This window comes from Uliginosibacterium gangwonense DSM 18521 (assembly GCF_000373965.1).
Taxonomy (GTDB): Bacteria; Pseudomonadota; Gammaproteobacteria; order Burkholderiales; family Rhodocyclaceae; genus Uliginosibacterium; species Uliginosibacterium gangwonense.
Genome location: NZ_KB892835.1, coordinates 104,526 through 124,986 on the forward strand (window position 1 = coordinate 104,526; position 20,461 = coordinate 124,986).

Below are 20,461 nucleotides of genomic sequence, written 5' to 3' on the forward strand. Positions count from 1 at the left end.
TTGCCGATCAACATGAAAAAGCCGACCCTCAGGTCGGCTTTTTTACGGACAGCTCAGAGTGGTTTTTTCTCCGCTGGCGTGGTGTTCTGTGCAGCAGACGATTTGTCCACCGCCTCCTGTACTGTGACGATTTCTCCAGGCTTGAGGCTATCTACATCACTGCCGATCACTTTGGTATACACGTTGAGTCCGGCCGTGATCTCCTTCTGTTCATCCTGCACGCGGCCAATGCGTACCGGGATGGCTTTGACCTTGTTGTTGCTGCCAACAATGAACACCTGATCCCGGTCACCCCGGTGTTGCACGGCGGCGGCTGGTAGTACCAGGGCGTTACGTTGGATGGTCAGGGTGCCCGACAGGTGCAGCCCGGCCTTAAAGTTGGTATCGGTGGGCAGATCAATGTAGGCCAGCCCCGTCTGGGTCTTCAGATCAATCGTCGGGGAGAGCTGGCGCACGCGGCCCGTGAATTCCAGCCCTTGCGGGCTTTGCACTGTGACCTCCTGCCCGGCGGAGAGCTTGATGAGCGTCTCGCCCTTGATTTCTGCCCGCCATTCCAGCCGCCCCTTGCGGATCAGGCGGAATAATTCGGTGCCCACCTGAACGATCGTCCCTTCCACCGCCGTGCAGGAGGAAATCACGCCATCGTCCGGGGCGAGCAGCGTCAGCGAATCCAGCTTGAGCTGTTGCGTCTTGACGCGGGCCTGGATGGCGTTCAGGCGCGCCTGGGCAGTCTGCTTCTGAGTTTCGTATTGGGTCAATTCCTGCTGGCTGACCCCGCCGGAGGGCGCTAGGCGCTTGGCCCGTTCTAGGGTGGCCTGGGCTTGCGCGTAGGCAGCCTGTGCCTCCATCAGTTGGGCGTTGACGGCATCCAGCTCGGCTTCTACGCTCGCCGGGTCAAGTTTGGCAAGGGCTTGCCCTTTTTTGACGATATCCCCCGCATTCGCCAATACACTGATCAGGCGCTGCCCGGCGATCTCGGAGTCTACCCGTGCCTCCTGCCAGGGCATGATATTGCCATGTGCGTCGATCTGGTCGGGCCAGGCTTCGATTTTCGGGGTGATGAGCGACACGCTGCGCAAAACGGTAGGTGCTACGCCATCTTTGGCCCCGACTGTGGCCGGCGTGGCTGCAGCCAGGGTTTGCGCGGGCGTGGTGTTCGCCATACAGAGTATGGCGATACAAGACAGGGCAAGGGCGAACTGCTTGGCGATGCCTTTTTGGGGGTGTGGCAAGGTTTGAATGCTTGGCATGGCGGGTGTCGGATTACTGGGGTGATGTGGTGGTTGCGGACAGTTGGGGTTTGGCCGCTGTATCCGGGGCATATTGCGCCCCGCCACCGGTTGCGCGGTTCAGGGCGATCCATGCCTGCAATCGTTCCTTCTGGACGCTGAGCAGTGTCTGTTGGGCGTCCAACATCGAGCGTCGGGCGTCTTCCAGTTCCAGTAGGTTGCTCGCACCTTCACGGTAACGATTCTCTACGGTAGCAAAAAACTGCTTGTACTGGTCAGCAGCAGTGAGGGCGTTTTGCGCCCGCTCGTGGGTGGCTGCGTAGCTGGTGAGCGCATCTTCAACCTCCTGGATGGCGCTACGGGTCTTGGACTTGAAGCTGGCCAGCGATTCCTCATACCGGGCCTTGGCGATTTCAACTTCGGCCTTGCGGCGGCCACCATCAAAAATGGGCAGGCTCACCGAAGGGCCGAAGGACCAGGTGCCAAACGACAAGATGCCCCCGCTGCTGGTGCCCGTGGCGGAATAGCCCAGCGCACCACTGAGCGAGATGCGTGGGTAGCGGTCTGCCTCGGCCACGCCGATGTCTGCCGATGCGGCGGCAAGCCGTCGCTCCGCCGCCCGGATATCCGGGCGCTGCAACAGGGCTTGGCTGGGAATCGCCACGGTGAAGTGTTTTGGCTCGGGCAGGCGATCCAGCCCGGTGGGCTTTTCTGCCAGAACTGTCATCAGGGTGGGGTGGGTGATTCCGGTCAGGCGGGTGAGCAGGTTTTCCAGTTGCTGGCATTGTGCCCGGGTCGAGGCAAGGCTGGTTTTGGCGTCTGCAACGGACGCCTTGCTGCGGATACCCAGGTAGGGGGCGGTAAAGCCGGAGTCCACACTGGCGGCGGTCAGCTTCTCGGTTGCCTCGCGTGAGGCCACGTCCTGCTCGCTCAGGCTCAGATGGGATTGGCAGGCGCGGTGGTTCAGGTAGGCATCTGCCACGTCGGCAGCAAGGCTCACCCGCGCATCGGCCAGGGAGGCCTGCTGCACTTCTTCACGCGCCAATGCGCCTTCCTTGCCGCGCCGGACGGAGCCAAACAGGTCCAGCTCCCACGAGGAGTTCATCGACAGCCATGAATCGTTATACGGCGTGCCGGAGGAGTCATCCACCTGCCGCTCCGCACCGCCAGTGCCTTTTACCGTAGGGCCGCCATCCGCCTTGGCCTGGGCGTGCAGCGAGCGTGACTGGTTCAGTTTGGCGACCGCTGCCTCAAGGGTGGGGCTATTGTTAAAGGCTTCGGCCACCAAGCGGTTCAGCGCAGGGTCCGAGAGTTCGGACCACCACTGCGCCTTCTGGGCTGTAGTGTTCTTGGCCGTGTCGGCGGGGGATGTCCACTGGGTGGGGACATCCGATTCCGGCAAGACCGGGCGCTTGTAGTCCGGCCCCAGGGTGACGCATCCTGGTAACGCAAAAAGCACACAGAGTATGCTCCATCTGGCTTGGGGAGCGATACGGCTCAACATTCTTGATCCTTTTCCGGGCGTCGGGGCGAGGCCCGCAAGACGCAATGTGTCTTTCTACACGCGTTTGCATGGCGGCTGCAAGCTGCAACAAGCAAGGCGCTTCCGCATGCCATGCGCCGCCATTCGGCAAGCCAGCGCGAAATTGGTTCCATTGCCACTGTGCGCAGACTTGGCTGGGGCGCAGCGTGTAATATCCGGGCAAGCACGCTTGTGCCCCTAATTTGTAGAGCAACGGAGTCATTGATGTCCCTCCTGCCAGCCGAGCTGCTCAGTCACGATGCAGTCACCGTCAGTGCGTATGTCATTTTTATTGCGACTTATCTCTTTATTGCCGTAGGCAAGCTGCCCGGCTATCACCTAGATCGTGCCGGGGCGGCGCTGTTGGGGGCAAGCCTGATGGTCTGGCTGGGGGTACTGTCGCTGGAAGACGCCTATGCGGCCATTGATTTCGATACCCTTGCGCTGCTTCTGGGCATGATGATCATTGTTGCCAACCTGCGCCTATCGGGGTTCTTTCTGCTGGTCAATGAATGGGTGGTGACACGCGCACGTTATCCCATTGTATTGCTATCTGCCATCGTGCTGGTCTCTGGCATATTCTCGGCTTTCCTGGTCAATGACACCATCTGCCTGGTGATGACGCCTTTGGTGCTGGACGTGGTTTTGCGGCTCAAGCGCAACCCCATCCCTTACCTGCTTGCTGTCGCCATGGCCTCCAACGTGGGCAGCACCGCCACCATTACTGGCAACCCGCAGAACATGATCATCGGCAGCCTGTCGCGTATTCCCTATGGGCATTTTGTCGCGGAACTGGCCCCGGTTGCACTGGTTGGCTTGGTGCTGACGGTCGTCATGATCGCGCTGATCTATCGTCAGGAATTCCTGAGCCGGGAAGCCTTTGCGCCGAGGGCGCATCAGGCCGTGCGCTATAACTTTGCCGTGGCCAGCAAATCTCTGCTGGTGACTGCTGGCATGGTGGCACTCTTCCTGACCGGCCACCCTGTCGCAAAGGTTGCCATCCTCGGGGGCGCCCTGATGCTGTTCAGCCGCCGTATCAAGGCGCACAAGGTCTATCAGGAGATCGACTGGCCCCTGCTGGTGATGTTTGCAGGGCTTTTTGTGGTGGTTGCCGCGTTTGAGCGGGTGGCGCTCACCCCCGGCATGATTGCAGCCGTGGCCAACCAGCATCTGGATCGGGTGGGGGTGCTGGCAGGGGTGACGGCGGTTCTCTCGAATCTGGTCAGCAATGTGCCTGCCGTGCTTGTGCTCAAACCTTTCCTGGCCAATCTGGCTGATCCCCAGCGCGCATGGTTGGTGGTAGCCATGGCCTCTACGCTTGCAGGCAACTTTACCCTGGTGGGGTCGGTAGCCAACCTGATTGTGGCACAACGCGCCCAGGGGGCAGGCGTCCGCATCAGTTTCTGGGTCTATTTCAAGGTCGGCGCACCGCTGACAGTGCTGACCATCCTGCTGGGCATCTGGTGGCTGTAATGCAAAACAAATAAACGCGGTCAAACCATGCCCAGGCTAACAGTAAGGTGGTCTGGGCATGGTATCCATCAATGTATCAGGCCCAATCTGCCCTTTACATTGGCCTCGGCCTGCAGCCAGTCGGCCAGATCATTGTCTGGCGCAAAACCACGCTGTTCAGCAAGGTAATACGCTTCTTCCGCAATCAATTGTTCAAGCTGGCAAGGGCTGGGGAGGGATTCCGCCTGCGTGGTGCCGACTCCGCCTTCGGGTTTGGCGGAGCTGTGGGCCTTTGATTTGGCCACTGTTGCGCTCTTTGCTTTCATTTTTTTTACTCCTGAAGTAAGACTCTAAAACCTAGAGCAGCTTAACAACTGGAAATAGCCAGGTACGCAAACATACCCTCCTGTGCGGGATGCTTCTGAGATGATGTTCTGTATCGCAACCGTCCGTAGTTGCGATCCCCAAGCATTTGCGGGCAGATAAGGTTTTCAACGTGGAACCCTGTTTGGCCGCTGACGGTGACGGTGACGAGGATCGGGAGCCGTTGATCTCACAGACTTGCTCCTGGCATGTTGGGCAGTCAGGCGGCCCAACATGCACAGAGGGCGGCATATCCGCTCAGGCAGCAATGCTGATGGCGGTTGCCTTGCGGATCTGTTCGAGTACGCCGGGGTCTTCGATGGTGGTCAGGTCGCCTGGATCGCGGCCTTCACAAATGGCCTGGATGGAGCGGCGCAGCACCTTGCCCGAGCGGGTTTTGGGCAGACCATCGATGATGTGGACACGGGTTGGGCGGGCAACAGCGCCAAGCTGCTTGTCGACCAGCGTCATGATTTCCTTTTCCAGCAAGGCCCGATCTTCCGCGCTTTGTCCCCGCTTGGTGTCACGCAACACGGCAAATGCCATGGCCACCTGGCCCTTGATCGGGTCGGACACGCCCACGACGGCACAATCAGCTACGGCCGGATGGCTGGTGATGGATTCCTCGATTTCCCGCGTCCCCAGGCGATGTCCGGCCACATTGATCACATCGTCGGTACGGCCCAGGATGAAAGTGTAGCCGTCGCTATCCCGAATGCCCCAGTCAAAGGTGGAATAGACCTGCTTGCCGGGCAGGGTTGAGAAGTAGGTGCTCACAAAGCGTTTGTCATCCCGCCATACAGTCTGCAGGCAGCCCGGCGGCAGGGGCGGGACGATGGCAACCACCCCTTTCTGGTTGGGGCCGACTTCTTCGCCTGTTTCCAGGTCGAGCAGGCGAACGTCATAACCATACATGGGCATGCCGGGGCTGCCCAGGCGGGGTGGCGTCTTCTCGACGCCGTGGGCGACTGTCAGAATCGGCCAGCCGGTCTCGGTCTGCCAGTAATTGTCGATCACCGGCCGCCCCAGTCCTTCGGTGATCCAGCGCGCCGTGGGTTCATCCAGCGGCTCACCCGCGAGGAAAAGCGCCCGGAGCGAGGAGGTGTCATATTTCTTGAGCCAGCCCGCATCCTGTTTCTTGAGCACGCGGATGGCTGTGGGTGCAGAGAACATCACCGTGACGCGATACTTTTCCACCAGCCGCCACAGGATGCCCGCGTCCGGGCAGATCGGGGTGCCCTCGAAGAGGATCGTGGCCATGCCTGCCAGCAAGGGGCCGTATATGATGTAGGAATGGCCGACCACCCAGCCGATATCGCTGCTGGAAAAATAGGTTTCCCCTGCGTTGCCACAATAGATGTGCTTCATGGAAGCAGCCAGCGCCACCGCATATCCGCCCACATCACGCTGCACGCCCTTCGGCTTGCCGGTGGTGCCGGAGGTGTACAGGGTGTAGCTGACTTCGTTGGATTCCAGCCAGGTGACGGGCACGGATGCACCGAAATGCTTCTGGCGTAGCGGCTCGTAATCCACATCGCGGCCCTGCGTGCGGGCCATGGGCGCGAGCCCCCGGTCAATCAGCAGGCAGTGGGTGGGTTTATGGGAGGAGAGTTCAATGGCTTCATCCAGCGCGGGTTTGTAGGGAATCACCCTGCCGCCACGCATGCCGCCATCGGCGGAGACGATGAGTTTGGGCCCCGCATCATCGATGCGGCTGGCAAGACTGTGGGAGGCAAAGCCGCCAAACACCACCGAGTGGATGGCGCCGATGCGCGCACAGGCATACATCGCAAAAACGGCCTCGGGGATCATCGGCATATAGAGCAGCACCCGGTCACCACGCCCCACGCCAAGCTGCTGGAAGATGGCCGCCATGCGCATGACTTCCTGATGCAACTGGCGAAAGCTGTAGGTGCGCTCGACTCCTGTCTCAGTGGACACGAAGATCAGTGCAGGCTTATCCGCCTGGGTGTCCAGGTGGCGGTCAATGGCGTTGTAGCACAGGTTGGTCTCACCCCCCACAAACCAGCGCGTAAACGGAGGGTGGCTGTAATCGAGTACCTGCTTGAAGGGTTTATGCCAATAGATCAGCTTGGCCTGTTCCCGCCAGAAGCCGTCGCGGTCAGTGATGGACCATTGGTGAAACTCGCGCAGCGTGGTCGCTGGTTCCATGGTGTCTCTCCTCGTTGGTGTGGCAGGTTCTGCGACCCGTCTCAATTGTGTTCGGCGCCAGCCTGTGGGGCTGGCGTCCCATCATGAGTGACTATATGACATAAAGATCAACGTACTCATTGACCGGCATCGCTTCGAGTGTGGCCTGATCAAGCGAGGCGGCGAGAATGGCGTCCTGCTGCTTCTTGGGGAAGCGGCGGGCGAGGTTGGTGCGGAACTTCGCTTCCAGCAAGGGGATGCCATCGCCACGGCGGCGCTTGTGGCCGATGGGGTATTCGCAGACCACCTCGTCAAGCTTGCTGCCATCGGTAAATTCCACGGTCAGTGCATTGGCAATGCTGCGCTTGTCCGGGTCGTGGTAATCGGCGGTAAATTGCGGGTCTTCCACGCAGTGGGTCTTGGCACGCAGGGCATCAATGCGGGGATCGTTGGCGATGTTGTCTTCATAATCTGCAGCCGTCAGGCGGCCAAAGATGATCGGGATGGCGATCATGTATTGTATGCAGTGGTCACGGTCAGCCGGATTGTTGAGCGGGCCTTGCTTGTCGATGATGCGGATGCAGGCTTCATGGGTGCGGATGGTGATTTTGGCAATGTCATCGACATTCTTGCCGCTTGCCTTGAGCTGCTGATGGAGCGTCATCGCGCATTCCACGGCGGTCTGGCTGTGGAATTCCGCGGGGAAGCTGATCTTGAAAAGCACGTTTTCCATCACATACGAGCCGTATGGGCGCTGGAAGCGGAAAGGCTGGCCCCGGAAGGACACGTCGTAGAAGCCCCAGGTCTTGGCAGTGAGAACGGAGGGATAACCCATCTCCCCGGTCTTGGCCATCAGGGCCAGACGTACTGCGCGGCTGGTGGCGTCCCCGGCTGCCCAGCTTTTGCGCGAGCCGGTATTGGGTGCGTGGCGATAGGTGCGCAGGCTTTGCCCATCCACCCAGGCCAGTGAGACGGCGTTGATGATTTCATCACGGCTCAGCCCGAGCATCTGGGCGACGACAGCCGTTGAGGCGACCTTGACCAGCAGCACGTGATCCAGCCCCACCTTGTTGAAGCTGTTTTCCAGCGCGATACAGCCCTGGATTTCATGGGCCTTGATCATGCCGGTAAGCACGTCGCGCATCGTCAGCGGTTTCTTGCCTGCCGCCACGGCATTGCGTGAGACCCAGTCGGCGGTGGCGAGTATGCCACCTAGGTTGTCAGAAGGGTGCCCCCATTCTGCGGCCAGCCAGGTGTCATTGAAATCCAGCCAGCGGATCATCGCCCCGATGTTGAAAGCGGCCTGCACCGGGTCAAGCTGGAACTGGGTGCCGGGTACCTTGGCTCCGTTGGGGACGACGGTGCCGGGCACAATCGGGCCAAGCAGCTTGGTGCAGGCAGGGTATTCCAGCGCTTCCAGGCCACAGCCCAGGGTGTCGATGAGGCAGTTGCGGGCGGTTTGATAGGCCAGTTTGCTGTCGATGCGGTAGTTCAGCACATAGTCGACGATATCGACGAGGACCTGATCAGGTTCCGGGCGGGTATTGGAGATGTGGGCACTCATGTTGATTTCCTGGCAGACAAGTTGTTGTTATTTGATATGGGTAAGGCTCAGCGTCTTTCCTCGATGGGGACGAAGCGCAGGTCTTCCGGCCCTACATAGTTAGCGCTTGGGCGGATGATCTTGTTGTCGATACGCTGCTCGATGATGTGTGCGGCCCAACCCGTGGTGCGCGCAATCACGAAGAGCGGGGTGAACATGTTGGTGGGCACCCCCATCATGTGATAGCTCACCGCGCTGAACCAGTCCAGATTCGGGAACATGTTCTTGGCATCCATCATCACCGCTTCCAGGCGGTCGGCAATGGCGAACATCTTGGTGTCCCGTGCGTCAATGGAGAGCCGCCGGGCCACTTCCTTGATGACCTTGTTGCGCGGGTCTGCAATGGTGTAGACCGGGTGCCCAAAGCCGATCACCACTTCCTTGTTGGCGACGCGGCGGCGGATGTCGGCTTCGGCTTCATCGGGGGAGTCATAACGTTTTTGCGTTTCAAAGGCGACCTCATTGGCGCCCCCATGCTTGGGGCCGCGCAGAGCGCCAATTGCACCGGTGATGGCCGAATAGATGTCCGAGCCCGTGCCTGCAATCACCCTTGCCGCAAAGGTGGATGCGTTGAATTCGTGTTCGGCATACAGGTTCAGCGAGGTATGCATGGCGCGTACCCACAGGCTGGAGGGCTTGTGGCCGTGCAGCAGATGCAGGAAGTGCCCCCCAATCGAGGCGTCATCCGTTTCGGTTTCGATGCGTTTGCCATTGTGGCTGAAGTGATACCAGTAGATCAGCATCGAGCCCATGGAGGCAATCAGGCGGTCGGCCAGATCACGGGCGCCGGAGGCGTGGTGATCTTCCTTTTCCGGCAGCAGGCAGCCCAGCATCGATACCCCTGTGCGCATCACATCCATCGGGTGGGTGGAGGCGGGCAGGTTCTCCAGCACGCTACGCACCGAGTTGGGCAGGCCGCGCAGCATCTGCAGCTTGTGCTTGTAGGTGGCAAGCTCAGCCACCGTGGGCAGCTTGCCGTGAATGAGGAGGAAGGCGATTTCTTCAAACTCGGTGGCTTCGGCGATATCAAGAATGTCATAACCACGGTAGTGCAGGTCGTTGCCACTGCGCCCGACTGTGCACAGCGCGGTGTTGCCTGCGGGCACGCCAGACAGCGCAACGGATTTTTTCGGTTTGATGGTGGTGACAACTTCGGCAGCTTCGGCCATGTTGGGTCTCCTGTTGGTGTGGGCAGGTGGGCCTGCTCTATGTTGCAGATTGAATGGTATGGATTACACAGCGCTGACTTTGTGCTTGGCAAAAAGGGTATCCAGATAGGCTTCGTAATCCCAGTAGCCAATGGCGTCATACAGTTCCTTGCGGGTCTGCATGGTGTCGATGACATATTGTTGCGTGCCATCGCGGCGTAATGCGGTGTAGACGTTTTGCGCAGCCTTGTTCATGGCGCGGAAGGCCGATAGCGGGTAGAGCGCAATGGCGACACCGGCTTCGCCCAACTCTTCGCGGGTAAAGAGCGGGGTGGCGCCAAATTCGGTGATGTTGGCCAGCACCGGCACCTTGACGGCAGCCACGAAGCGGCGGTACTGCCCCAGCTCGGTCATCGCCTCTGGGAAAATGCCATCGGCACCCGCCTCCACACAAGCCATGGCACGATCGATGGCAGCTTCCATGCCCTCGACTGCCAGCGCGTCGGTACGGGCCATGATGAAAAAGCTCTCATCGCTGCGCGCATCTACGGCAGCTTTGATGCGATCAACCATCTCCTGCTTGCTGACGATTTCCTTGTTCGGGCGATGCCCGCAACGCTTGGCGCCGACCTGGTCTTCGATATGCATGGCGGCTGCCCCGGCCTTGATCAGGCTGCGGGTGGTGCGGGCCACATTGAAGGCGGAGGCGCCGAACCCCGTATCAGCGTCGACGAGTAGTGGCAGGCCGCAGACGTCGGTGATGCGGCGGACATCGATGAGCACGTCTTCCAGATTGCTGATGCCCAGATCGGGTAGGCCAAGCGAGCCAGCGGCCACGCCGCCGCCAGAAAGATAGATGGCCCGATAACCTGCCTGCTGCGCGAGCAGGGCATGGTTGGCATTGATGGCGCCAGGAATCTGCAGGGGTTTTTCGTTGACGAGTGCGGCGCGGAATTTTTGGCCGGGGCTGGGTGCGGACATGTTGGCTTCCTCTGCTGTGGGTGTCTGCCAGGGTGCAATCCCCATGCCAATACCATGATTTGATTTAAGTGATTGTTTTTATTGAAGGAGGAAGGTGAGTGTTGCAATTGCAAGTTTCAAGAAAGAAACTAATGTTTCAATATTGAAACTTCAATTGCACGGAGCCCATCATGGCCCCTCCACGTCCGTATCGTCTCTGTGTGCTAGGTTTTTCGCGCCTGGCACAACTTATCGAATCCGTGGCGGTGGACTTTGTAGACCGCATTGAACTGGTGGTGGAAAACCGGCGCTTTAGCGATGCGCAGGCCCAGGCGCAAGCCTTGATTGATCGGGGTGCGGTGGATGTGTTCATCGGGGCGGGATCGAACGGTGCCGCCTTGCGACGGGCCCTGGATTATCCCGTAGTACTTGTCGGCGTGACCGGGCAGGACATGATGAGCGCCCTGCTGCGCGCAGCCGAGTTCGGTGGGCGCGTCGGCATGGTGAGTTACGAGGCGGTCAGCACTGAGTTGGCAGATTTCAGCCGTCTGCTCAAGCTTGAGTTGTTGTTGCGGCGCTACCGGGATGAGCGGGAAGTGCGCCAGCAGGTGCTGGCCCTGCGCGAGGCGGGCGCCATGGTGGTGATTGGCCCGAGCCTGGTGGTGGAGGCTGCCGAAGCGTTGGGGATGCCCGCAATCCTGATCTATTCGCAGGAGTCAGCCCGTCAGGCGCTGGAAGAGGCCATCGAAGTGGCCCGCCTGCGGGTGGGGGAGGCCGCGCGGCGGGCTCAACTGGCAGCCATCCTGGCGAGTCTGGCTGAAGGGGTGCTGACGGTGGATGCCGATGGCACAATCACCCAGGTCAACCGCGCCGCCTGCGATTTGCTGGGGCAGATGGAGCCGCAATTGCTAGGGGCCGCCTTGCATGGTGCCCTGCCGGGCGTGCATATGCCAAAGGCGTATGCCAGGGAGGTTGTCAGCATCGGGGATCGGCGCCTGCTGGCGCAGTGGCAGCCTTTGGCTCTGGAGGGTGAGAACGTAGCTGCCGTGCTGACCTTGCAGGAGGCTTCTACTGTGGAGCGTGCCGGGCGCACGCTCCGCATGGCCTCACGCAGTGGTAGCCTGCGGGCGCGGCATATGCTATCGGATTTGTCCGGTGAATCGCCCCCCATCTGTGTGCTGCGTGCTTTGGCGCAACGCTTTGCGGCAATCGATCTGACGGTACTGATCCAGGGGGAATCCGGCACCGGCAAGGAATTGCTGGCCCAGGGCATCCATAACGCCAGCCCACGCTATGCAGAGGCCTTTGTGGCGATCAATTGTGCCGCCATGCCGGAAAGTCTGCTTGAAGCAGAGTTATTCGGCTACGAGGAGGGGGCCTTTACCGGCGCGGCCAAAGGCGGACGTGCCGGGTTATTGGAAACGGCCCATCATGGCACGGTGTTCTTGGATGAAGTCGGCGATATGCCAGCGGTGTTGCAAGTGCGCCTGTTGCGTGTGTTGCAGGAGCGTGAGGTGGTACGTATTGGCGGGCGCGAGGCTATTCCCATTGATATCCGCATCATTGCTGCGACGCACCGCGATCTGTCCCAGGAAGTGGCCGCAGGGCGTTTTCGTGAAGACCTGTACTTCCGCCTCAACGGCCTGCGTCTGAATACCCCTGCCTTGCGTGAGCGCCGTGAGGACATTTCGCGACTGGCCTATGCCGTGTTGCAGGGGTTGTGTCAATCCAAACGCTTGAAGATGCCGGGCCGGGAAATGGTGGAAGCATTCCTGCGGGCACTTTCCGGTTACGCGTTTCCTGGCAATGTGCGGGAGCTGGAGAACATGCTGGAGCGCCTGCTGGCGGTGTCGCAGGATCAGGAGGAAGGGCTGCTGCCGGAAACGCTGGAGATGATCCTGCCAGAATTATCTTCCAGTACGGCAAAACCAGCCTCAAGTGCTGTGCAAAGCCTCAGCCAAACCCGCGAACAAGCTGAACGCTGCCATCTGGAAGCAACTTTGCAGGCATGCGGGGGGAATCTTGCCGAAGCGGCACGCAGCCTGAATATCAGCCGCACCACCTTGTGGCGAAAACTCAAGCGCTAGGGTTGGTCACACGCCAGTGTCGGGTTCTTTGTGATAAGTGCCACCCTCTTTCGGGAGGCGGTCAGTGCGGCGAACGGGTGTATGCGGGGGCGATTCGGCAGCGCCTACAGCGAGCCGTATGGGCGACCACTTTTGGCACTGCCCCGTGCGCCACTGTGCAGATCGTAGACCTGCCCCTTGGCAGGGGGATCGGGCGGGGTGATGACCCAGGTGCGGGTGCTCTGGGTGACGGGGTCATAAGGGAGGCTGCGCAGGTAACGCTTGTCGACCAGCTCCCCTAGGGATTCGGGGTAGCGGCCATTGTCACCGTAGAATTTGTCGATCACATCACGCGTGTTCTTGAGGTTTTCCATCAACACCGCGTCTTTAGACCGATCCAAGCTCTCAAAATATTTGGGAACAACCAAAGACATCAGCATAGCCAGGATCGCCATCGCCACCAGCATCTCAATCAGGGTAAAGCCGCGATGCCTGCGGCCTTGACCCTGAGGTGTGTGACTGGAAAGTTGGCTAGCGTGGCACATCTGCATTGTTGTTTTGCAAAGGCTGTGAAGTGTTGGTCTGATTGACAGGCGCCTGTACCGGGCTGCTTTCGGGCATCGAAGCGTTGCCATTGCTGGCATCTGCATCATTGCGACGCCCGCGCACGCTGCTGATTGTACCCGCATCAAAGCCGGAAACCTCTGGTGACAGGCGATGATTTCCACGTACCAGCCGTGGCGTGATCGAAAGCACGATTTCCGTTTTGTCCTTTTCCGTGCTGTCGGAGCTGAACAGGCTGCCCAGAATGGGGATGTCGCCAAGCAGGGGCACCTTGGATGTGCTCTTCTTGTCGGTATCCTGGATCAGCCCACCCAGAATCTGGTTTTCCCCATCGTTCAAGCGCAGCACTGTGGCGGCAGTACGTGTGCCGATGCGGTAGGCCACGATGCCCGAGGTGGTCTTGACCGTGCTGTTGATGCTGCTGACTTCGAGCGCGAGCTTGAGGCCAATTTCGTTGCCCGGATAGATCTGGGGTTCGACATCGAGCTTCAACCCCACGTCCACGTAGGTGATGCTCTCACTGGTGACCCCGGTGGAGGTGACGCTGGAGCTGATGTTGGGAACCCGCTCACCGATCAGGATCTTGGCTTTCTCACGGTTGCGCACACGGATACTGGGGTTGGCCAGAATCTGGGTATTGCTGTTGGAGGCGCTGAAATTGACCGTTGCGTTGCTCAATCCCATCCCCAGGCTGCCGGGTGTGAGGTTCCACAGATCACGTAGGGTGAGCCTGCCAGTTGTAGTGCTGCCATCACTGGAGGTCGCGGTGTCGGTCGGGCGGGAGCGGGCCAGCGGGGTCAGGCTCATGGCGCCGGGCCAATCCACGCCAAGGCTCTTCAACTTGCCCTTGTCGACCTGCAATACGGCCACTTCCAGCATCACTTCGGGCTCCGGCACGTCGTGTAGCGCGATCAGCTTCTCGGCCAGGGCGAGTGCTTCAGGGGTATCACGGACCACGACCATGTTGAGCTTTTCGTCAACGACTACATCTTTAAACTTGAGTACCGTTTTCAGGCTGCTGGCAACGAATTTCGCATCGGCATTGAAAAGCTGGAAGCCTCTGATAACCAGAGCCTGGTAATCGTGCTGCTTGTTGGTGTCATCCGCATAGACCAGGAGCGTATTCTCATCCAGCTTGCGCCAAGCCAGGGCACTGGTCAGTACGATCTTGTCGATAGCGGCCTTGATGGTGGTGTTGCGCAGATAGACCGTGGTTTTGATGTCGGGGGAAACGTCGCGGTCAAAGATCACATTCAGGCCGGAAGCCCGGGTGATGGCGTCAAAGAGCGAACGCACGGAGGCGTCCCTGAATTCCAGGGTGACGCGTTTTTGCAGCGGGTCTTCCTTGATGCTGGAAGCTGGCGCCTCGGGAGGCGCTTCGGCGGACGCTGTTTGGGCTGCGGCAGGGGCCCCTTTCTGTTTGCCATGAGCAGGCGTGGCAGACTTGGTCTTGGCAGGGGCGGCGGCAACCGGTGCGGAATCTGCCACGCTGGGGGCGGTGGTTGTATCGTTTACCACCGGGGCCGGGGTGAGGTCTTCAAGAATGGTCTTGCCGAGTGCCATGTCACCAGGGTTGCCTGCTTGGGCGCTGCTGTTGGAATATGGTTGGCACACTGCAACCTGTTTCTTCGGGTCAGGCGGTTGGCAAATGGTGCTGGTGGTGCTGGTGGTGTTGGCGGGCAGGCGGCGCACGCCTTCCTGCCCCTGCGCCTCGTAACCGGGAATGCGCCCCAACTGCTTGAACAGACGCCCCGCTTCGTCATACTGGCGTTGCGCCAGGGCCGCTTCGGCACGCTCTTTCAGGTATTTGGCATAGCGGTCGCGCCCCGTTACCGTGGTATTCGGTTCGTTACCCAGGTTGGGATATTCCATCGCTGAGGATTCAGCCGTCTGCGCGGGTGTTGTCTGAGCCGCTGGCGCTTCCTTGTCGTTGCGAGGGCGGGTGATGCTGCATGCGCATAGCATGAAAGCGGCAAGCAGGCAGAGTCCAATCGAATGCGTATGCGGGCGCTTAGTCATGTGCAGAGTCTTTCTTGTCGCCATCCCAGGGGATGACAATATTGGTCTTGTCCGAGAGCTGTATCAGCCGGATTTCGGTCGAGGTCACCGCTTGCAGCTTGAATCCATCCATTACGCTGCCAACTTGTGCGACATAGGTTTTGCCATCGTGCTCAAGGAAGTACTGCCAATGGCCATTGTCATATATTCTGCCGATCAGGGTAAAAGCGGCCACGGCAGGCGCGCTTTCTTCCGGGGTCGGCAGGGGGATTTCGCTCTGAGCGGCTTGCCCTTCCCCTGCTCCGCTGCCAGGGAAAAGGTCTGCCTGGGCGGCGTTTTCCAGGCCAGCCAGATAGGCGCGGTCACGCATGCGCATGACTTGCGAGCTGTCGAGCTGCCCGGTGATGACCACTTCATTCGTGGTGCTTGCTGCTTGCTGGGGCTCGCTTTCTGCGGCCTGTGTGTGGCGAACGGGGGTCACAACACCTTCGTCAGACCCCGACGAAGGCGTCTTGTCGCCAAACAGGGCAAGCCAGGCGGCCACCAGCATAATGGGTAGAAGAACCAGAAGGCGCTGTTTGCTGCTCATGGTGCCTTGCCCTCCGCCGCTCGTTGCCAGATGGACAGCGAAAGCTGGGCATCAAGTTGTGAGGCACTCGTCTGGTCACGCCGGATAACGAGTTGATCAATCGACAAGGCGGGCATGCCTTGCATGAGGTCGGAGCAGAAGCGTTTGATGTTCGGGTAGCTGCCACGGACGGGCAATACCACCTGGAATTGGGAATAGACACCCGCAGAATCCACCTGCCGCCGCATGTCGACCTGGGAGACACTCAGCCCGGCATTGCTGGCCAACTGGAAGATCAGGCGCAGTTGCGCTGTTGTTTCCTCTTGCCGCAGGAGCTGGCGCTTGAAGACTTGCAGCGGGGGCTCCTGGCGGGTTTTCCCTTTCTGGCTGGAAGCCACCTTGTAGGCCTCCTGCAGATGTTCCTGGCTGCGGGTAACGCTGCTGATCTGGGCCGGTGCCCAGAACAGCCAGACCGCAAGGCACAGCACAACGGCAATGGCGCTGGCCACCATGGGCCAGCCGTGGCGCCAGTAGGCGATCTCCAGCTTTAGACGCAGCTGACCCATATCGGGGCGGGGCATGGGTTTCATTCTTCGCGCCTCCGCTGAGTGGGGGCCGTGGCGCGGGCAACCGCTTCGGCCTGGGCCACCTCCAGGGTAAAGCGCCATGATCCCTGATTGGCGCCTTCCATCACTTCCTGACGCGTCAGGGCAATGTCATGAAAGCCGGGTTCGTGCTTGAGTGCATCCATGTAATCCAGCACCTGGGTTGCTGCACCCGCCTGCACGACCAGACGCAGGTTGGTGCGCACCGGGCCGAGTTCGACCGAGATGAGTTGCACGTTGGGGGTGGCGTGGCGCTCCAATTGGGCCAGCAGTTCGATGCTGGGGTAGTTGAGCATGCGTACCGCCGCGTTGACGGATTCGACGGTTTCCGCAGGAATCTGTTCCTGTTGGCGGACGGCGTTATCCAGGCTGTCCTGCTCGGCGAGCAGTTCCTGGGCCTGAGCTTCATTGGTTTTGGCGGTGTGGGCGTAGACGTTACCCATCACCACGCCTAGCACCGCTCCGGCACTCGCCAATAGCAGGACGAGCCAGAAAATGAAATTCCCCTGTTTGCTACGGTGGGGGGCAAATTCTATGCGCGGCGGCTTCATGCCAGCCCTCCTAGCTGGGCCAGTGCGGCGGCCTCGGTTTCGGCAGGCTGGAAGAGCAGTGCCTTGGGGAGCTGGGGGATCACCAGTTTGAGTTTGCCCACTCGCCCATTGGTGGGCATTTCCGGCAGCATGCCAACCGTGCACATGCAGCGGGGCTCTGTGACGCCAAGCCGGAACATTTCCCCGATCAAGCGGGTTTGTACCGTTTCAGCGTCCAGACCCTCGGTAAACAGGAAGCGCCGTACATGCCGTACCACGCCCGCTTCAAGCAGGATTGCCACCACCCCATGCGGGGCAAATCCACACAGCCAGCAGTCTGCCGGAATTTGCGCCTGGAATTGGTTGAACAGGCGCATTGCATAGGGTTGGATTGAGCGGATTCGCCACGTGCCAGTCTGCTCCAGGGTGTGAGCAACTTCGATCAGGCGTTCTGGCAGGGCGCAGACCATGATGTTGCCGCTGGCCTGCCAGTCTGCCACGAGTTGCCAGCCAGTGGGCGGCGCGCCAAATAGGTTCTCAAAGCGCCCGGCGGCCAGCGCCTGGAGTTCTGCCAGACTGCTCACGCCGCTGGGGACCGACAGCATGAAATAGCGCACCCAGGCGTCCGACACCGTCCAGGTGAGTTCGCCCCCCTTCGCCTCGCCGGTCTGGGCCAGCACGGCTTCGATCAATGCCGTCCAGTCTGCGGTGGCCGGGGAGTTCGCACCGGTCAGGTAATCCAGCATGGGCAGGGTGGTGAGCAGACGTGATTCGGCCACGTCGGCTATTGCGATGTCGTCTGCCCCGATCCCTAGGGAGAAGTGTTTAGGCCGCAAGCGTGACACGCCGTACCTCCTCCAGTGTTGTCTCGCCACGGGTCACCAGGGTCAGCGCGTCTTCATACAGGCTACGCGTACCGTTGCGTCGTGCCGCTTCCATGATCTGGCGCACCGAGCGGCGCTCCACGATCAATTCGGCAATTTCCGGGTTCATGGTCAGCACCTCGGCTACTGCACGGCGCCCCCGGAAGCCCGTACCCCGGCAGTCCCCACAACCGCGCCCCTTCATGAAGCGATAATCCTTGACGGCTTCCGCGCTTAAACCCGCATTGGTCAGTTCCGCCTCGCTGGGCTGATAAGGTGCGGCGCAGTGCGTGCAATTCAGGCGCACCAGGCGCTGGGCGATCACCCCGTTTAGGGCCGAGACAAAGGAATACAAATCCACCCCGATATGATGGAAGCGTCCAAACACGTCATACACGTTGTTGGCGTGCACCGTGGTCAGCACAAGGTGCCCTGTGAGCGCAGATTGCACGGCGATTTCAGCAGTTTCCTTGTCGCGGATTTCGCCGACCATGATCTTGTCTGGGTCATGACGCAGAATCGAGCGCAGGCCCCGGGCGAAGGTCAGCCCCTTTTTGTCATTGACCGGAATCTGCAAAATGCCGGGCAACTGGTATTCCACCGGGTCTTCGATGGTGATGATCTTGTCACGCCCCTGGTTGATTTCAGTGAGCGCGGCATACAGTGTGGTGGTCTTGCCCGAGCCGGTGGGGCCGGTGACCAGGACCATGCCATACGGTTCCTGCACCAGTCGGCGCAATACCGAAAGGGTATGCGGATCAAATCCGGCCGCGTCCAGTGTCAGCCCGCCATGCGCTTCGACCATGGCCTGTTTGTCGAGAATCCGGATCACCGAATCCTCGCCATGGATGCTGGGCATGATGGATACCCGCAAATCGATCTCCCGCCCCATGGCTTCCACGCGGAAGCTGCCATCCTGTGGCACGCGGCGCTCGGCAATATCCAGCTCAGCCAGCACCTTGATGCGGGAGATGACCTGCTCAGCCAGGGCAACACCGGTAAAATTCGTGACCAGGTTGAGCACGCCGTCAATGCGGTATTTGGAGACCATACCGGTCGGCGTGCTTTCCAGGTGGATATCACTCACCCCTTGTTTGAGCGCGTCATACAGGGTGGAATTCACCAACTTCACCGCCGGGCTGACTGCATCGCTGACTGAAGCGTAGCTCAGGCTTTCCAGCGTCTTGCCTTCCGGGTTGTTCGACGTGCCGGTGCTGATCATGCTGTCGATGGCGCGGATGGTTTCTTCCTGGCGCGACAGGTAGGCCTGAATATCGGATTGCAGGGCCAGCCGGTATTGCAGTGCCGTTCCTGCAAGGTTATCCAGCCAGACCTGAAGGTCGGTATCAAAAGGGTCGGAGATTGCCGCCACCAATCGGCTCGATCCATCCTTCAAGGCGTGTAGAACGACGCAGCCACGCTGCTGGGCGCGGGCAAGCGGCAGAATTTCGAATGCTGGCTTCATGTCCAGCATCTCGGTTGTTTCAATCACCGTGGAAGAGAAGCGTTTGGCAACCGTCCGCAAAACCTCACGCTGATCCAGCTTGGTCATGGCCTCAAGCTCAGTCATCACCGAACGCCCAAACTTGCGCGCAGAGTGACTGGCCATCATGATGGTTTCCTGCTCAATCAGGCCCGATACTTCCTTCTTCATTGTAAGGACCCCGCCAGATCAAAAATCGGCATGTAAAGCAGCACGATGACGGTGCCGATGACCACCCCGATCATGGCCATCAACACCGGTTCAAACACTTTGCTGAAGCGCTCGATCCAACGTGCGCTTTCCCCTTCGTAGAATTGTGCCGAGCGCATCAACATGGTGCCAAGCTGGCCGGAGCGCTCACCCACCCGCAACATGCGTAGCGCAATGGGGGTGGCCAGATCGTGTTTTTCAAAGGCAAAGGACACCATCTCGCCATTGGAGATCTCGCTGCGAGCTGCGGCCAGTTGTAGCCGGGTGGCAGGGGAGACCGATGTGGATAGCATGTCAAGAGACATGACAATCGGGATGCCGCCTTCAAGCAGCATGCCAAGCGTGAGGTACAGGCGCGAGAGTTCCATGATCTTGGCGCGTTCACCGATGCCGGGGAGTTTTTTTGCCAGCATGGCCCAGCGGCCTTCACGGTTGTTGCGGCGGATATACCACACGACTAGCGCCAGCAGGCAGACGGCGACAACGGCCACCAGCGCGGTATGCTGCCCCAAGAGCTGCCCCCAGGACATCAGAATCTTGGACATCCAGGGCATGTCACGACCGCTATCCTTATAGACCGCTGAAAAACGCGGCACCACAAAGGTCATCAGGAACAGGCAGACCAGCCCGCCAACCGTCAGCAGCACGCCAGGGTAGATGGTGGCACTGATGATCTTGCTGCGCACCTGATCCAGGCGTGTCTGGTAGTCAATGTAGCGGCGCAATGCCTGTGGCAAGTCACTGGTACGTTCGGCGGCGCGGACGATGCCCACGAACAGTGGGGGGAAGTATTCTTCCTGCATGGCGATGGCGTCTGACAGACGCGAGCCTTCCCGCACGCGGGAAATGAGCGCCTGCATGATCGAACGCGCCACCGGCGAGCTTTCCTTCTCGATCAAGCCCTCCAGGGCTTCGACCAGGGACAGGCCCGCTTCGAGCAGCGCCACGATTTCCTGGCTGAACATCACCAGTGAAAACGCACCGCGTTTTGCCCGCAGGCGCCCCCCGGAGCGAGCCTTGATGCTGACCACCTTGAGGCGCTGGGCTTCGGCTGCCTTGCGTGCAGCAGGCATATCTGCGGCTTCGACGGTCAAAGTCTGCACGGCGTTGTCGGGGCTTAGGGCGCGAATCTCGAACTTCATCGCA

General features: G+C 60.1%; 17 protein-coding genes. 2 read left to right on the plus strand and 15 right to left on the minus strand.

The window, feature by feature from the left end:
• Positions 1-53: 53 nt before the first annotated feature.
• Together B145_RS24260 and B145_RS24265 are read right to left on the minus strand one after the other, a co-directional pair.
• Positions 54-1,250 carry an efflux RND transporter periplasmic adaptor subunit gene (locus tag B145_RS24260; protein WP_018605168.1) on the minus strand — a complete coding sequence of 399 codons (1,197 nt, stop codon included), beginning with the start codon at positions 1,248-1,250 and terminating at the stop codon, positions 54-56.
• A 13-nt stretch (positions 1,251-1,263) separates the two neighbouring features.
• A complete protein-coding gene (locus tag B145_RS24265) occupies positions 1,264-2,688 on the minus strand; it encodes an efflux transporter outer membrane subunit (RefSeq protein WP_018605169.1) in 1,425 nt (474 codons plus the stop codon).
• Between the two features lie 288 nt (positions 2,689-2,976).
• Between B145_RS24265 and B145_RS0103315 the strand changes: the two genes are divergently transcribed.
• A complete protein-coding gene (locus B145_RS0103315; RefSeq protein ID WP_018605170.1) occupies positions 2,977-4,224 on the plus strand; it encodes an anion transporter in 1,248 nt (415 codons plus the stop codon).
• 68 nt (positions 4,225-4,292) lie between these two features.
• Here the strand turns inward: B145_RS0103315 and B145_RS24270 are convergent, their stop codons facing one another.
• From B145_RS24270 to prpB, 5 genes are all read right to left on the minus strand, one after another.
• The gene (locus tag B145_RS24270; protein ID WP_018605171.1) at positions 4,293-4,529 is read right to left on the minus strand and encodes a DUF2934 domain-containing protein; all 237 of its coding nucleotides are present in this window, start codon (positions 4,527-4,529) and stop codon (positions 4,293-4,295) included.
• Between the two features lie 295 nt (positions 4,530-4,824).
• Positions 4,825-6,783: a propionate--CoA ligase gene (locus B145_RS0103325; RefSeq protein ID WP_281167652.1), complete on the minus strand. Its 1,959-nt coding sequence runs from the start codon at positions 6,781-6,783 to the stop codon at positions 4,825-4,827.
• Positions 6,784-6,829: 46 nt separating this feature from the next.
• Positions 6,830-8,281 carry a bifunctional 2-methylcitrate dehydratase/aconitate hydratase gene (locus B145_RS0103330; RefSeq protein WP_018605173.1) on the minus strand — a complete coding sequence of 484 codons (1,452 nt, stop codon included), beginning with the start codon at positions 8,279-8,281 and terminating at the stop codon, positions 6,830-6,832.
• A 47-nt stretch (positions 8,282-8,328) separates the two neighbouring features.
• Complete coding sequence (gene prpC / locus B145_RS0103335; RefSeq protein WP_018605174.1) at positions 8,329-9,489, minus strand: bifunctional 2-methylcitrate synthase/citrate synthase; 1,161 nt, start codon at positions 9,487-9,489, stop codon at positions 8,329-8,331.
• 63 nt (positions 9,490-9,552) lie between these two features.
• Positions 9,553-10,449, minus strand: coding sequence for a methylisocitrate lyase (gene prpB, locus B145_RS0103340; RefSeq protein ID WP_026258788.1), 897 nt, complete (start codon positions 10,447-10,449; stop codon positions 9,553-9,555).
• A gap of 170 nt (positions 10,450-10,619) precedes the next feature.
• On the opposite strand from prpB, the gene prpR reads away from it, so the two are divergent.
• On the plus strand, positions 10,620-12,515 hold the full coding sequence (gene prpR / locus B145_RS0103345) for a propionate catabolism operon regulatory protein PrpR (RefSeq protein ID WP_018605176.1): 1,896 nt from the start codon (positions 10,620-10,622) through the stop codon (positions 12,513-12,515).
• Between the two features lie 104 nt (positions 12,516-12,619).
• Here the strand turns inward: prpR and B145_RS24275 are convergent, their stop codons facing one another.
• From B145_RS24275 to B145_RS0103385, 8 genes are read right to left on the minus strand one after another with little or no spacing between them, the layout of a single operon-like run.
• The gene (locus B145_RS24275) at positions 12,620-13,045 is read right to left on the minus strand and encodes a type II secretion system protein (RefSeq protein ID WP_018605177.1); all 426 of its coding nucleotides are present in this window, start codon (positions 13,043-13,045) and stop codon (positions 12,620-12,622) included.
• Complete coding sequence (locus B145_RS27175) at positions 13,026-15,077, minus strand: type II secretion system protein GspD (RefSeq protein ID WP_018605178.1); 2,052 nt, start codon at positions 15,075-15,077, stop codon at positions 13,026-13,028. Before B145_RS27175 ends, B145_RS24275 begins: the two co-directional genes overlap by 20 nt.
• Entirely contained in the window at positions 15,070-15,645 is a 576-nt protein-coding gene (locus B145_RS0103360) for a hypothetical protein (RefSeq protein ID WP_018605179.1), read from the minus strand. Before B145_RS0103360 ends, B145_RS27175 begins: the two co-directional genes overlap by 8 nt.
• On the minus strand, positions 15,642-16,214 hold the full coding sequence (gene pilO, locus B145_RS0103365; protein ID WP_018605180.1) for a type 4a pilus biogenesis protein PilO: 573 nt from the start codon (positions 16,212-16,214) through the stop codon (positions 15,642-15,644). The genes B145_RS0103360 and pilO overlap by 4 nt, the downstream gene beginning before the upstream one ends.
• Complete coding sequence (locus B145_RS0103370; RefSeq protein ID WP_018605181.1) at positions 16,211-16,780, minus strand: PilN domain-containing protein; 570 nt, start codon at positions 16,778-16,780, stop codon at positions 16,211-16,213. The genes pilO and B145_RS0103370 overlap by 4 nt, the downstream gene beginning before the upstream one ends.
• Positions 16,777-17,604, minus strand: a complete 828-nt coding sequence (locus B145_RS0103375; protein WP_018605182.1) for a hypothetical protein — start codon at positions 17,602-17,604, stop codon at positions 16,777-16,779. The genes B145_RS0103370 and B145_RS0103375 overlap by 4 nt, the downstream gene beginning before the upstream one ends.
• Positions 17,585-19,276 carry a GspE/PulE family protein gene (locus B145_RS0103380; protein WP_018605183.1) on the minus strand — a complete coding sequence of 564 codons (1,692 nt, stop codon included), beginning with the start codon at positions 19,274-19,276 and terminating at the stop codon, positions 17,585-17,587. The genes B145_RS0103375 and B145_RS0103380 overlap by 20 nt, the downstream gene beginning before the upstream one ends.
• Entirely contained in the window at positions 19,273-20,457 is a 1,185-nt protein-coding gene (locus tag B145_RS0103385) for a type II secretion system F family protein (RefSeq protein WP_018605184.1), read from the minus strand. Before B145_RS0103385 ends, B145_RS0103380 begins: the two co-directional genes overlap by 4 nt.
• Between the last annotated feature and the right edge of the window lie 4 nt (positions 20,458-20,461).

Excerpts from the sequence above, each read along its gene's own strand:
- B145_RS24260 (WP_018605168.1), bottom strand. The coding sequence starts at position 1,250 with ATGCCAAGCATTCAAACCTTGCCACACCCCCAAAAAGGCATCGCCAAG.
- B145_RS0103315 (WP_018605170.1), top strand. The coding sequence starts at position 2,977 with ATGTCCCTCCTGCCAGCCGAGCTGCTCAGTCACGATGCAGTCACCGTC.
- B145_RS24270 (WP_018605171.1), bottom strand. The coding sequence starts at position 4,529 with ATGAAAGCAAAGAGCGCAACAGTGGCCAAATCAAAGGCCCACAGCTCC.
- B145_RS0103330 (WP_018605173.1), bottom strand. The coding sequence starts at position 8,281 with ATGAGTGCCCACATCTCCAATACCCGCCCGGAACCTGATCAGGTCCTC.
- prpC (WP_018605174.1), bottom strand. The coding sequence starts at position 9,489 with ATGGCCGAAGCTGCCGAAGTTGTCACCACCATCAAACCGAAAAAATCC.
- prpB (WP_026258788.1), bottom strand. The coding sequence starts at position 10,449 with ATGTCCGCACCCAGCCCCGGCCAAAAATTCCGCGCCGCACTCGTCAAC.
- prpR (WP_018605176.1), top strand. The coding sequence starts at position 10,620 with ATGGCCCCTCCACGTCCGTATCGTCTCTGTGTGCTAGGTTTTTCGCGC.
- B145_RS24275 (WP_018605177.1), bottom strand. The coding sequence starts at position 13,045 with ATGCAGATGTGCCACGCTAGCCAACTTTCCAGTCACACACCTCAGGGT.
- B145_RS27175 (WP_018605178.1), bottom strand. The coding sequence starts at position 15,077 with ATGACTAAGCGCCCGCATACGCATTCGATTGGACTCTGCCTGCTTGCC.
- B145_RS0103360 (WP_018605179.1), bottom strand. The coding sequence starts at position 15,645 with ATGAGCAGCAAACAGCGCCTTCTGGTTCTTCTACCCATTATGCTGGTG.
- pilO (WP_018605180.1), bottom strand. The coding sequence starts at position 16,214 with ATGAAACCCATGCCCCGCCCCGATATGGGTCAGCTGCGTCTAAAGCTG.
- B145_RS0103370 (WP_018605181.1), bottom strand. The coding sequence starts at position 16,780 with ATGAAGCCGCCGCGCATAGAATTTGCCCCCCACCGTAGCAAACAGGGG.
- B145_RS0103380 (WP_018605183.1), bottom strand. The coding sequence starts at position 19,276 with ATGAAGAAGGAAGTATCGGGCCTGATTGAGCAGGAAACCATCATGATG.
- B145_RS0103385 (WP_018605184.1), bottom strand. The coding sequence starts at position 20,457 with ATGAAGTTCGAGATTCGCGCCCTAAGCCCCGACAACGCCGTGCAGACT.